At 48.6% G+C, this 12,585-nt stretch carries 9 protein-coding genes and 1 pseudogene; 7 read left to right on the top strand and 3 right to left on the bottom strand.

Annotation, left to right across the window (positions count from 1 at the left end):
• Positions 1-114: 114 nt before the first annotated feature.
• Positions 115-963, top strand: a pseudogene (locus K4A83_RS19215) (SulP family inorganic anion transporter); the annotation flags it as partial.
• Between the two features lie 97 nt (positions 964-1,060).
• On the opposite strand, the gene K4A83_RS19210 reads toward K4A83_RS19215, so the two are convergent.
• Entirely contained in the window at positions 1,061-2,899 is a 1,839-nt protein-coding gene (locus K4A83_RS19210; protein ID WP_265266293.1) for an ABC transporter ATP-binding protein, read from the bottom strand.
• A 394-nt stretch (positions 2,900-3,293) separates the two neighbouring features.
• Between K4A83_RS19210 and K4A83_RS19205 the strand changes: the two genes are divergently transcribed.
• The 4 genes from K4A83_RS19205 (at position 3,294) to K4A83_RS19190 (ending at position 8,461) form a co-directional block, all read left to right on the top strand.
• Positions 3,294-5,297 carry a GspE/PulE family protein gene (locus tag K4A83_RS19205; protein ID WP_265266292.1) on the top strand — a complete coding sequence of 668 codons (2,004 nt, stop codon included), beginning with the start codon at positions 3,294-3,296 and terminating at the stop codon, positions 5,295-5,297.
• Positions 5,298-5,414: 117 nt separating this feature from the next.
• Entirely contained in the window at positions 5,415-6,521 is a 1,107-nt protein-coding gene (locus K4A83_RS19200; RefSeq protein ID WP_265266291.1) for a type IV pilus twitching motility protein PilT, read from the top strand.
• 110 nt (positions 6,522-6,631) lie between these two features.
• Positions 6,632-7,855: a type II secretion system F family protein gene (locus K4A83_RS19195; protein ID WP_265266290.1), complete on the top strand. Its 1,224-nt coding sequence runs from the start codon at positions 6,632-6,634 to the stop codon at positions 7,853-7,855.
• Between the two features lie 18 nt (positions 7,856-7,873).
• Positions 7,874-8,461: a hypothetical protein gene (locus K4A83_RS19190; RefSeq protein WP_265266289.1), complete on the top strand. Its 588-nt coding sequence runs from the start codon at positions 7,874-7,876 to the stop codon at positions 8,459-8,461.
• A 34-nt stretch (positions 8,462-8,495) separates the two neighbouring features.
• Here K4A83_RS19190 and K4A83_RS19185 read toward each other — a convergent pair whose 3' ends face one another.
• Entirely contained in the window at positions 8,496-10,046 is a 1,551-nt protein-coding gene (locus K4A83_RS19185) for an adenylate/guanylate cyclase domain-containing protein (protein WP_265266288.1), read from the bottom strand.
• Between the two features lie 158 nt (positions 10,047-10,204).
• The gene (locus K4A83_RS19180) at positions 10,205-10,957 is read right to left on the bottom strand and encodes a sirohydrochlorin chelatase (RefSeq protein ID WP_265266287.1); all 753 of its coding nucleotides are present in this window, start codon (positions 10,955-10,957) and stop codon (positions 10,205-10,207) included.
• 91 nt (positions 10,958-11,048) lie between these two features.
• On the opposite strand from K4A83_RS19180, the gene K4A83_RS19175 reads away from it, so the two are divergent.
• Entirely contained in the window at positions 11,049-11,348 is a 300-nt protein-coding gene (locus K4A83_RS19175; protein WP_265266286.1) for a hypothetical protein, read from the top strand.
• Positions 11,349-11,361: 13 nt separating this feature from the next.
• Complete coding sequence (locus K4A83_RS19170) at positions 11,362-12,486, top strand: quinone-dependent dihydroorotate dehydrogenase (RefSeq protein WP_265266285.1); 1,125 nt, start codon at positions 11,362-11,364, stop codon at positions 12,484-12,486.
• Positions 12,487-12,585 lie beyond the last annotated feature (99 nt).

Here is a 12,585-nt window from a genome sequence, read left to right as displayed (position 1 = left end):
CTCGTAGACAAACACGGATGATACTGAGTTAATGGATATCAAATATTATAATAACATGGAATTGAAAAATGGGTAATAAAAAGCCGTCCTGAAGGACGGGGCTTGTATCCCATTATTTTCGGTCAAGGGATTGCCAATCTGATTACAGGTTTATGTGGGGGAATTGCCGGATCTGGAGCAACGACCGCAACGGTGGTTAGTATTCAAGCCGGGGGGCGGACAGCCCTCGCTGGGATTAGTCGGGCTTTAGTGTTAATGATTGTGGTATTGTGGGCGGCTCCCTTGACTTCTGGAATTCCTCTAGCGGTATTAGCAGGGATTGTCTTAAAAGTGGGGATTAATATTATTGATTGGGGTTTCTTACGACGAGTTCATAAGATTTCTTGGAAAGCCGCAGGCATTGTTTATAGTGTGGTGTTGCTGACAGTGTTTGTGGACTTAATGGTGGCGGTTGGGGTAGGTGTATTTATTGCCAATATCTTAACCATTGAACGTCTGGCTGAGTTCCAATCTCAAGCGGTTAAAGCCATTACGGACGTAGACGATCAGATTGTGATGACCGAGGAAGAAAAACGGATTCTCGACTTAGCCAATGGTCGAGTCTTACTATTCCATCTCAGTGGACCGATGATTTTTGGGGTGGCTAAGGCTATTTCCCGAGAACATACAGCCATCGAGCATTATGATGTGTTGATTGTAGATTTAAGTGAAGTCCCTATCTTGGGAGTGACTTCTTCCTTAGCGATTGAAAATGCCATTCAAGAAGCAATTGATGGGGGGCGTGCTGTAATTGTGGTAGGGGCAACAGGTAAGGTTAAACGTCGTTTAGAAAAGTTAGGGATTGCAGGGTTAATTCCGGGCAATTACTGGATGGGCGATCGCCTCACTGCACTAAAAGAGGGTTTTGCCATTGTTCAACAAAAGGAAAACGCAATGGCTGTTACCGAAGGCAGCGCCTATTAAGAAGCAATCCTGACAAGTTCGCCATGAATGTCCTCTGGTCAAGGTTAGGGAATCGGGAAAAGGCAGTTGTACCAGAAATTCATCGGTCAGAATGTCGTCAAACACAAACTTCTCCCAGAGGAATCGAGGCTATGAGTTGACGAGTATATTCAGTTTTCGGATTCTCATAAATCTCGTCAGCCCGGTCGAGTTCTTCAATTCTCCCTTGATTCATAACCATAATGCGATCGCTCATAAACTTAACCACACTCAAATCATGGGAAATGAAAATATAAGTTAACCCGAACTCCCCCTGTAACTCCTTCAGCAAATTTAACACCTGCGCTTGTACCGACACATCCAAAGCAGACACCGACTCATCACAAATAATAAACCGGGGATTTAGCGCCAAAGCCCGAGCAATACAAATCCGTTGCCGTTGTCCCCCAGAAAACTCATGGGGATAGCGATTCACCCAATCTGGATTCAATCCCACCCGTTCCAATAAATAGGCCACCCGTTGCCGACGTTCCTTGTCCCCCCTCCCCACTTGATGCACCTCCAAGGGTTCTAAAATCGCCTTGCCGATACTGATACGAGGATCCAGAGAATTGTAGGGATTCTGGAAGACAATCTGCATTTCTCGACGCAGACGACGCAAACGGCGCTTAGAACACTTCGTAATATCTTCCCCATCAAAATAAATCCGACCTTGTAACTCCCTCGTCAAACGTAACAACGTCCGCGCTAAGGTCGATTTCCCACAGCCAGACTCCCCTACTAACCCCAATGTCTCCCCGGGGTATACCTCAAAGGAAACCCCCTTAACGGCCATAAAATAGCGCTTAGAAAAGCCAAACATTCCCCGCACCGGAAACCCTACAGTTAAATCCCGCACCTCTAACAAAGGTTTAGCCGTTGGGGGAACCGTCGCCACCTCCTCCACCTCAGAAATTATGGGAGTAACGAGTTTCTCCTGAATCACCTCCTCCCCATTTTCCCCTCGCACCACCTCCATAAAATCCGACACAGTGGGGAGAAAAGTCAGTTTTTGATCCAAACGAGGCCGACAAGCCAATAAACCTTTCGTGTAGGGGTGTTGGGGATGTAAAAAGATTTGCCCCACCCGGCCCCGTTCAACCACCTTACCCTTATACATCACCGCCACCTGATCCGCCACTTCCGCAATCACCCCCAAATCATGGGTGATAAAAATTAAAGACATCTGACGCGCTCGGCAAAGCTCCCGTAAGAGGTCTAAAATAGTCGCCTGTACCGTCACATCCAACGCCGTTGTCGGTTCATCAGCAATTAACAGCGTCGGATTACAGGAAATAGCCATTGCAATCATCACCCGTTGTAATTGTCCCCCCGAGAGTTCATGGGGATAACGCTTGAGAATCGTCCGTTTTTGGTAATTGATCTGCTCGCTAATCTCCCGCTCCCCAATCAGGGTGGGATCTCCCCCCACTTCCTGAAGATATTGCGCCCTTAACTGCTCATCAGAGGGCAACAAGCGCACTTCCTGCAAAGTCAGAATCGCTTGGCGTCGAGCGTCGCTTTCTGAGATCCCTTGATGGAGTTGAATGGCTTCGACAAGTTGAAAGCCAATATTATAAACGGGGTTTAAAGAACACATCGGATCCTGGAAAATCATGGCAATTTTCCCACCTCGTAACAGACGGCGTTTTTCTTCGCTGAGTGTTAATAAATTAACGGGATCGTGGTTCGGTTCTGAGGTGAACCAAATTTCCCCCTCCGTAATCCGTCCGGGGGGGGGAACTAAGCCCAATAAAGCCAAAGAGGTGACGGATTTTCCCGATCCCGACTCTCCCACAATCCCCAGTGTTTGACCTCGTTTTAATTCAAAATCAATGCCATCTACGGCGTTGATGGTTTCTTCTTCGGCAAAAAATTGAACTTTTAGGTGACGAACATCCAGTACAGAATCAGTCATTGGGGATTGATGAGTTTAAGGTTTAATAGGACAGAGGCTTAATGAATTACCCCGCCGTACAGAATCTATGCTTCATATTAGCAATGGATTGGAAACTGTGAACAGTAATCCGTCCGAGGTGGAGTGTGGGGAAATTGAATATTGATGATTGACAATTAATCGCTGATTACTGTGTGGCGATAGGGGCTTAACTTGTCACTCAGGTCAGACCACCCTCTCTCCTGCCCTAGAAGGTCAAAAAAATTCACCAAATCCCCATTCTTTCTCTCCCCCCATAATTAAAGTTGGCGTTGAGCCGTGATAAGAGGTTTAATAGAATCAGCAGGGAAGCGAATCCACAAAAGCTTGGGGAAGTTTGCTCTCACCTGAGTGTAAGGAGATATTGTCACCCACCATGACTCAAACACCATCTAGTCGAAGTCGGCGTAATACCCGCGCCTTGACCATTCGTAACGATTTTTCTCCCTTCGGAAATAAACTCATCCAGTCGGGTTTTGTGGACAATGAGCAAATGAAACAGGCGCTCATTGAAACTCGGAAGACGGGTCGTCCACTGACGGAAGTCATAGAAGATATCACGGGTCGTCAACTCACGCCAGAACTCCAGCGTCAGTACAAAAAGCAACAACTCTTTGAACTGAAAATTCTTTACGGGGTGGATTCACTGGATCCCGAAGTGAATCCGATTACCGACAATCAAATGGGGGATTTGATTGATAACTTAATCCCCATTGATATTTGTCGTCGTTATAAGTTGGCTCCTTTGTCTAAGAGCAACGGAGAACCCCCCATCCTTTTAGTGGCAATGGTCAACCCCGATGACCTCGAAGCCCAAGATGACCTCAAACGCATTTTGCGTCCTCAAGGGGTGGAATTGAAACGTATAGTCATTACTATTGAGGATTATCAACAACTTCTAGACCAGTATCTTGACGAACAAGTTCGTATTACCCAAGAAGAGGAGAAGAAAAAACAAACGGAAATCAATCCAGACTTGTTTGAAAATCTCGGACAACTCGAAGATGCACCCGATGAGAACGAAGATAACCTTGATGCGAGTCAAGATGCTCAAGGTGCGCCGATTATTAATCTGGTGAATAAAATCTTAATGAAAGCCCTCAATGATGGGGTTTCAGATATTCACGTTGAACCCCAAGAGAACTTTTTACAGGTACGTTTCCGCAAAGACGGGGTACTGCATCGGGCTTTTGACAATATGCCGAAACAAATCGCCCCGGCCGTGGCTGCCCGTTTTAAGATCATGTCCGAGTTGGATATTGCCGAAAAACGCTTACCCCAAGACGGTAAAATCCGGCGGATGTATCAAGGGCGGAAAGTGGACTTTCGGGTGAGTACCCTCCCCAGTCGTTATGGGGAAAAGGTGGTGTTGCGGATTTTGGATAACTCCGCCACTCAGTTGGGTCTAGATAAACTAATTAGTGATGAGGAAACCTTAGCCATTGTGCGGGAAATGGCGAATCGTCCCTTTGGTCTAATTTTGGTAACAGGACCAACCGGTTCCGGGAAGTCTACCAGTTTGTACTCGGTGCTGGCGGAACGCAATGATCCGGGGATTAATATTAGTACGGCTGAAGACCCCATTGAATACTCCTTAGATGGAATTACTCAGGTGCAGGTCATTCGGGAAAAAGGGATGGACTTCGCCTCGATTTTGCGTTCCTTCTTGCGGCAAGATCCAGATGTGATTCTGGTAGGGGAAACCCGGGACCATGAAACGGCAAAAACGGCTATTGAAGCAGCACTAACGGGACACTTGGTGTTAACGACTTTGCACACCAACGACGCGGCCGGTGCGATCGCCCGTTTGGATGAAATGGGGGTTGAACCCTTCATGGTATCCGGGGCATTGATTGGCATCTTGGCACAACGGCTCATGCGTCGGGTTTGTAGTGACTGCCGCATCCCCTATCAGCCCACCGTTGAAGAACTGGCCCGTTATGGTCTATCCGCCTCCAAAGATGGAGAAATCACCTTTTATAAAGCCAACAGCATCCCCGTTGACCAACGGGGCAACGTGGAACTGTGCCAAAAATGCCGAGGGGTAGGCTACCGAGGACGGGTCGGGGTCTATGAAGTCTTACGCATGACCGAACGAGTCCAAACCGCCATTAACGAGGGAGCCTCCACCGACCGGATTAAAGAAATTGCCGTAGAAGAAGGCATGAAAACCCTCTTGTCCTATAGCTTAATGCTGGTGTACGAAGGACACACCACCCTCGAAGAGGTAGACCGTGTGACCTTTACCGATACTGGCTTAGAAGCAGAACTGCGCGCTAAACGCAAGAGCGGTTTAACCTGCCGCACTTGTCGGGCGGAATTACAACCGGAATGGGTAGATTGTCCCTACTGTATGACCCCTCGTTTTACCGATCTCTAGCTGAGAGATTCTGCCCGGAGTTGGGGAACAATAAACCCAATCTTTGGCAACTTTGAAGTTGACCAAACCATTGAATTTAAGACCAATCAAGACCACTGAATCAAGAGGATAGGATTTATGCCCACAGAATTAATGATTGAAGACGTTCTGGAGCAGTTAGTGGAAATGGGCGGGTCTGATGTTCATATCCAAGCGGGTGCGCCAATTTATTTCCGAGTAAGTGGGAAACTGCAACCGATTGGGGAAGAACCCCTGACCCCTCAAGAAACCCAACGCCTGATTTTCAGTATGCTTAACAACAAGCAACGGAAGGATCTTGAGCAGAACTGGGAATTAGACTCCTCCTATGGTGTAAAAGGTCTAGCCCGTTTCCGATTAAATGTGTATAAAGAACGGGGCTGCTGGGCAGCCTGTATGCGGGCATTATCATCTAAAATTCCTAACTTTGATATGTTGGGACTGCCCGACATTGTACGAGAAATGTCTGAACGGCCTCGGGGGATGGTGTTAGTGACCGGACAAACGGGATCCGGGAAAACCACCACGATGGCGGCTATGTTGGACTTAATCAACCGCACTCGCGCTGAACATGTTCTGACGGTGGAAGACCCCATTGAGTACGTTTTCCCCAATATCAAGAGCTTATTTCACCAACGGCAAAAGGGAGAAGATACGAAAAGTTTCTCTAATGCCTTAAAGGGCGCGCTCCGTCAAGACCCAGATATTATTCTGGTAGGGGAAATGCGGGACCAAGAAACCATTGGCTTGGCCGTATCCGCCGCCGAAACAGGTCACTTAGTATTCGGCACCTTACACACCAACTCTGCCGCCGGAACCATTGACCGGATGTTGGATGTGTTCCCCCCGCAACAACAACCTCAAATTCGGGCGCAAATGTCCCAATCTCTGCTGGCGGTGTTTAGTCAATGTTTAGTCCAGAAAGCCAATCCGAAACCCGGGGAATTCGGACGCTGCATGGCGCAGGAGATTATGGTGGTGACTCCAGCTATCGCCAACTTAATTCGGGAAGGGAAAACTTCCATGATTTACTCGGCCATCCAAACGGGGATGAAAATGGGGATGCAAACCATGGAACAAGCCCTCGCCACTTTTGTGAAAAATGGACAAGTGAGTTTTGAAGAAGCGGCTTCTAAATGCAGTAAACCCGATGAACTCCAGCGTATTATTGGTACAGTCCCCACAGGTCGGGTGGCCAAAAAATAATCCGGCAAGGGTTCAAGCCCAGAATATTTGACCGATTCTTGCTCTTTTCTTTTCCCTCTTGTTTCTTCTCTCTTTCTCTTGCTTCTTTCCTCTTTTTTCGGGAGTGAGTTATGCCAACCTTTATCGCTGAAATTAAAGACGCCAAGGGCAATAGCACCAAGACTAAAATTGATGCCCATTCCCCCGAACAAGCCCGGAGTATGTTAATGAATCGCAACCCCGGGGCGAGTATTGGCAATATTAGTAAAACAGGCTTTAGTTTTGACCTTGATGCTTTAGCAGAAAACATGACCAGTATCACGGTGAAAGATAAGGCCGTGTTATCCCGTCAGTTTTCGGTCATGGTGAATGCTGGGGTGGCTATGGTGCGCTGTTTAGGGATTCTAACGGAACAATGTGATAATCCCAAAATGAAAAAAGCCCTCAAAGCGATTAGCGCCGATGTGCAGGAGGGGATTAGCCTTTCTGAAGCCATGCGCAAACATCCGGCCTGTTTTGACCAGCTTTACGTTTCGATGGTAGAAGCGGGAGAAGTGGGGGGGGTGTTAGACCAGGTGTTAGACCGTCTGGCCATGTTGTTGGAAAATATGCAGCGCCTCGCGAACCAGGTGAAATCGGCTATGTCCTACCCGGTGGCGGTGGGATCTTTGGCGGTGATTGTGTTTTTCGCCATGACCATTTTTTTGATCCCTATTTTTGCCGGGATTTTTGATGATTTAGGGACAGAACTTCCTCTGTTGACTCAGACTATGGTGATGTTGAGTGGTTGGTTTACGAGTATTATTTTTTGGGTGATTGCCATTCCTAGTGTATTTGGGGTGGTTTTTGCCTACAAACAATATTACAAAACCCCGGCCGGACGCTTACAAATTGATGCTTTTATGTTAAAAGCTCCCATCTTAGGTGACTTGAATACTAAAAATGCTGTCGCTCGTTTTGCGCGGATTTTTGGGACGCTCACTCGTTCTGGTGTGCCGATTTTAAACTGTTTGGATATTGTGCGGGACATTGCGGGGAATGAAGTGATTGCCAATGCAGTGGAAGCGACTAAGGGAGAAATTCAACAGGGGGGCATGATTAGTATTGCGCTGGAAAAAGAGGGGGTTTTCCCGCCCTTGGCTGTGCAGATGATTAGTATTGGGGAAGAAACGGGGGAATTGGATGCCATGTTATTAAAGGTGGCAGACTTTTATGAAGATGAGGTGGAACAAGCGGTTAAAGCCTTGACCAGTGTCATTGAACCGTTGATGATGGTAGGTGTAGCTGGAATTGTCGGGGTGATTTTATTGTCAATGTATCTACCAATGTTTGCCGTGTTTGATCAAATGGGTTAGAGGAGGCACACAACAATCATGCCTGTTACTACGTCTTATTATGAAAGTGTTCTGGCGGAATACAGTAATCGAGAGGCGGCGATCGCACTCTTAAAACAACATCGTCCTTACTTGGAAATGATTCCGAGTATGCGTCGCCCCTATGAAAGTGTTTTGGTGTTACCGTTACCCGTTGCCCGCATCCGTCATCCTAAAACGGGCGATGCGGTCTACAATGCCCATAGTTTTACCCCCAATACGGCCTTACAATTGCCCTGTGATCTGGCCATTTTGATGTGTGATCCGGAATGGAAAATCAAGATGGGGGTGGAAATTTTGGTGTTTATCCACCGTCCTCAAGAGGATTTTTCGGATTTGTTAATGCGTTGGCGTAGGACTCAAGTGCATTTGGATAAGGACTATGAGTGGATTATGCCCCACCGCTATGAGCATATTTTAAGTGAAGGATCCGAGAAGGTTTATCCGTTATTTATTGTCTTTGAAGGGACACCCAAACGCATTCAAAAAGGGTTAGATGGGGCTTGTTTGCCCTATATTATGCGCAGTGATTTTGTCCCGGAACCGGAAGAGGAAGAAATTGAGGAGTTTCTGCGGGAAAACGGTTGATGCTCGTTGCTCGGGGCTTATTCCCTGTTCCCCATCACTGGAGTTCATAAACGGGGAACGGTTGGCGTTTGCCTTTTAAGGGAATTGCGCCCCTAAATTCGTACCGAAAGGATTGACCGGAAGTGGTGGATTGTTGCCGCAGGGACTCGTAAAGGGTTTGAGTGAGCAGGATTTGCCCGCGCTGGGCTGTGGTCATTAAACGGGCGGCTGTGTTCACTACGTCGCCTAGGATGTTGAATTCTCGACGACCTCTCGGTTCTCCAACTTCGGCGGCAAAGACGACTCCTTGGGCGATCCCAATTTGACAGGCGATCGCACCTTGGGCCATTTGGTTTAACCAAGATTGTTCTACCACCTCCCGCAATTCTAGGGCTACACGAGCGGCACGACTAGCATCATCGGTGTGGGTATCAATGCCCCCCCAATAAATGACTAAAACCGAGCCTTCTAGGTGATAGGTGGGGTTTTTCATCACGCCTCCCACGGCTGTCACCAAGCCATTAATCACCGAGAAGAGATAGTTACATTGAGCCACCACAGCCGCCTCTTGTTCGGGTGCCACTTGGTCGATAAACTCCGATAATCCGCTTAAATTGACGAACATCACGACGCAGGGGCTGAAATTGGGGGGAATAGCACGCTGGGCGGCATTTTCTACCACTAATTTGAGAACAGCTTGGGGGAGATAACTGGCGAGGGGTTCTAATTCCTGCACTAAACTCTCAATTTTATCCAGGAGGGCGCGATCGCTGCGATCAAACCAAAGGGCGCTAGAAACCCGTCGCCGCCTGTTTAAGGTAATGTCGTATTCTCCTAAACGGCGATCGCTTAAATTATCCACCACCAACCCATAGCCCCGTTTCCCCGGTTCCACAGCAAACACGCCCCCCTGTAATTGAACCACTTCCTCCGTTAAACACACCGCTCCCACTTGGCCAGCCCCTTCGGCCTGTTTCGCCCGTTGGACGGTTTCCCCTAACAACACCCGCATCATCCGGGAAGGAGTCCCCAAATCCACCGCTAAAAATCGCCCTCGATGAATCCCCACCCGCATGGCTAAGGATAACCTTCCTTGAGCCGTTTGGATGTGAGCAAAATCGGTCATAGCCCGTTGCATCCGCAAACCTGCCCGAATCGCCCGCCCCACATCCCCATTGTCAGTTTCTCGGGGAAACTGGACTAACAGCGCATCCCCGGTAAATTCCAGTAAATCCCCCCCCGACTTGACAATCACATCAATCATGGCGGCAAAATAGGCACTTAAGACAGTCAATAACTCTTTTGCCCCCTCACTTCCTTGGGCGGTATTAGCTTCCATTAAGGGGGTAAACCCTGCTAAATCGGTGAATAAGAGCGTTCCCTCTTCCCAGTGATAGCGCAGTTTCCCCGGTAGGGGAGGGTTACTGACCACTTGACGCGGCACGCTGTCGGATAAGAGATAACGTAAGGTTTGCAGGTGTCCCACCACCTCTAATAAAAGCTCATTTTCTGGATTAACCCACATTCCCACATATAACTGAGCGGGGAGCAACGCCCGTAATTTGGGTTCTAAACTGGCGATGGTCGAAAGGTCAGATACAATCATGCTCGGGTGAATTCAATGGATATCTCTAATCCTATTCTTCTCTTTGAGGGAAGATAAATCCGTTCACTCTCCAAGGATGTGAGAAAATTTGGCCAGGAGGTTGATAGTACAATTGTTTGATGGTCTGCCAAGAGCGGGATCAATTTCGCGTCAATGTATCAGAACAGACCAAGGCCTTGGTTTAAAATGACTTGGGCTAATGCTGGGGAAGGGCCAAGGGGGTGTCCTAACTGTAAGGGGAGATGGGGGTATTGGGCTTGGAGTTGGTGGATTTGTTGGGCGATCGCATCCGTAATTCCCCCCGAGAACAAAAAGTAGGGCAGAATCGTTAAGCTGGGGAGATTTTGCCCGGCCAGTTGGGCGACAGTTTCCCCTAAATGGGGGGCAACAGACCAATAGGCCACTTGGGCTTGTAGGGATTGGGCGAGTTCGGCAATGGGTTGATTGGCTAAGGGGCGACGGCTACCGTGGGATAATAAAATGCGACCCCCGGAGGGGAATGACGCAAAGGCTTGCTGGAGAAGAGGTAACAAGGCTTTTTGATCTCCTAAATGGGGGACTTGTTGGATCTGAAAATCCGGATCAAGCTGTTGTTTGGCCTGTTCAATTTCTGCCGGGATATCTTCCCCAACATGAACCCCCGCGAGCAGAAACAGGGGAATAATTTTCAAGCGAGGAATAGACTGTTTTTGCGCTAATTGGGCAACCGTTAGAATTTGTTGGGAGAGGGGGAGGGGTGCGAATTCTAGGGCGGCCGTTGCTACGAGGGGGGGCTGTTGGGGGACTGCTTCCTGTAAGGCGAGGCGAAAATATTCCGCGAGTTGCTCACAACCTTGTTGGGGTCGGGGATCACGACTACCATGGAACACTAAAAGATAGGCACTCGGGGAATAGGGAGTAGGAGAAAACATAAAGAAGGAAAGACCTTGAGGACGAACTACCGGAAAATGGATCTCAGATTCTGAAGTTAGAATAATATTGTAGGATTCTGGGCAACGTCTTATGAATACTCTTTTTCCCCGTGTTTTGCGTCTGAGTTATCGCAAAGAACCCATTTCTAGTTTTATCCTTACTGTGGGACTGGTTGATGCGGTCATTGGCGGGGTCGGTGGACAGTCGTCTCTTTTAGTGCTGGGGATTCTGATGGTGGTCATGGCTATTGTAGTCCGTTGGAAACTCAATCAACCCTATCCTTTACAAACTCCCCAGACTCCCCCTAAAGGTTATTTGCCCCCTAGCCCGACTTTAGAGCCTTTGCCAGTTCTTACCCATGATCAACGGCAAAAACGCCGTAAACGCTGATTAAACAGCCTCTATGGACTTTTACACAACCACCCTCCGACCTCTCCTTTTTTCTCTGCTGAAATTAGACCCTGAATGGGCGCATCATACCGCCGTGAGTAGTTTGGACTGGATGACCTGCCATGCCCAAACCCCCCCCACTCAAGCCCTGTTAGCTTATCTGGAGAAAACCTGTGTCGTCACGGATAGCCGACTAGAACAAAAGCTCTGGAATTTGACCTTTCCCAATCCTTTAGGACTGGCAGCCGGTTTTGATAAGGATGGCATGGCGGCCCCGATTTGGGATAAATTTGGCTTTGGTTTTGCGGAATTAGGGACTGTGACGCTTCACCCCCAACCGGGCAATCCAACGCCTCGTTTATTTCGTCTTTTAGCGGATGAAGCGATTTTAAACCGCATGGGGTTCAATAATTTGGGTAGTGAAGCCCTCCAGCAACGCCTTGCTACTTGGGGGACAAATCCCCGCATTCCTTTGGGGATTAATTTAGGCAAGTCGAAGGTTACACCCCTAGCGGAGGCGGCCCAAGATTATTTAGGCAGTTTCCAACGGTTAAAAGAGTGGGGGGATTATTTTGTGGTGAATGTGAGTTCACCCAATACACCGGGATTGCGCAGTTTACAAGATAGCGCCCAATTGGGGGTCATTTTAGAAGCCTTGCAGGCAGAGAATCAGGGGGAAAAGCCGATTCTAGTTAAGATTGCGCCGGATTTAGAATGGGATGCGATCGCCTCGGTGTTGGAAATCGCTCAAACCCACCAACTGGCGGGCATTATCGCCACCAATACCACCACACAACGGGACAACCTCAAAACCCAAGTTTTAGCCGCCACGGGAAACCCTGTCAGAGAGGAAGCGGGAGGAATTAGCGGCAAACCCCTAACCCAACGTTCTACGGAAGTGATTCGCTTTATCTGGCGGGAAACTGGGGGCAATTTGCCCATTATTGGTGTAGGGGGAATTTTTGACAGTGAGGACGCTTGGGAAAAAATCACCGCCGGAGCTAGTTTAATTCAAATCTACACGGGCATGATTTATGAGGGCCCTTGGATGATGCAGCGAGTCCTCAAAGGACTTTTACCAAAGCTCGAAGACCACGGATTCAACCATATTACTGAGGCGGTGGGTAGGGCTTGCTGAAAAAGTCCGGGAGTCGGGAGTCGGGAGCAGGGGAGCAGGGGAGCAGGGGAGCAGGGGGGCGGGGGAGCAGGGGAGCGGGGGAGCAGGGGAGCAGGGGAG

Origin of the sequence: Spirulina subsalsa FACHB-351 (assembly GCF_026130165.1) — a bacterium.
Taxonomy (GTDB): domain Bacteria; phylum Cyanobacteriota; class Cyanobacteriia; order Cyanobacteriales; family Spirulinaceae; genus Spirulina_A; species Spirulina_A subsalsa_A.
Note: the sequence above shows the minus strand (reverse complement) of the source record. Positions and strands in the feature narration are given on the sequence as shown.

Bases quoted from the DNA above. Each gene is read 5' to 3' on its own strand.
- K4A83_RS19210 (WP_265266293.1), bottom strand. From the start codon at position 2,899: ATGACTGATTCTGTACTGGATGTTCGTCACCTAAAAGTTCAATTTTTT.
- K4A83_RS19205 (WP_265266292.1), top strand. From the start codon at position 3,294: ATGACTCAAACACCATCTAGTCGAAGTCGGCGTAATACCCGCGCCTTG.
- K4A83_RS19200 (WP_265266291.1), top strand. From the start codon at position 5,415: ATGCCCACAGAATTAATGATTGAAGACGTTCTGGAGCAGTTAGTGGAA.
- K4A83_RS19195 (WP_265266290.1), top strand. From the start codon at position 6,632: ATGCCAACCTTTATCGCTGAAATTAAAGACGCCAAGGGCAATAGCACC.
- K4A83_RS19190 (WP_265266289.1), top strand. From the start codon at position 7,874: ATGCCTGTTACTACGTCTTATTATGAAAGTGTTCTGGCGGAATACAGT.
- K4A83_RS19185 (WP_265266288.1), bottom strand. From the start codon at position 10,046: ATGATTGTATCTGACCTTTCGACCATCGCCAGTTTAGAACCCAAATTA.
- K4A83_RS19180 (WP_265266287.1), bottom strand. From the start codon at position 10,957: ATGTTTTCTCCTACTCCCTATTCCCCGAGTGCCTATCTTTTAGTGTTC.
- K4A83_RS19175 (WP_265266286.1), top strand. From the start codon at position 11,049: ATGAATACTCTTTTTCCCCGTGTTTTGCGTCTGAGTTATCGCAAAGAA.
- K4A83_RS19170 (WP_265266285.1), top strand. From the start codon at position 11,362: ATGGACTTTTACACAACCACCCTCCGACCTCTCCTTTTTTCTCTGCTG.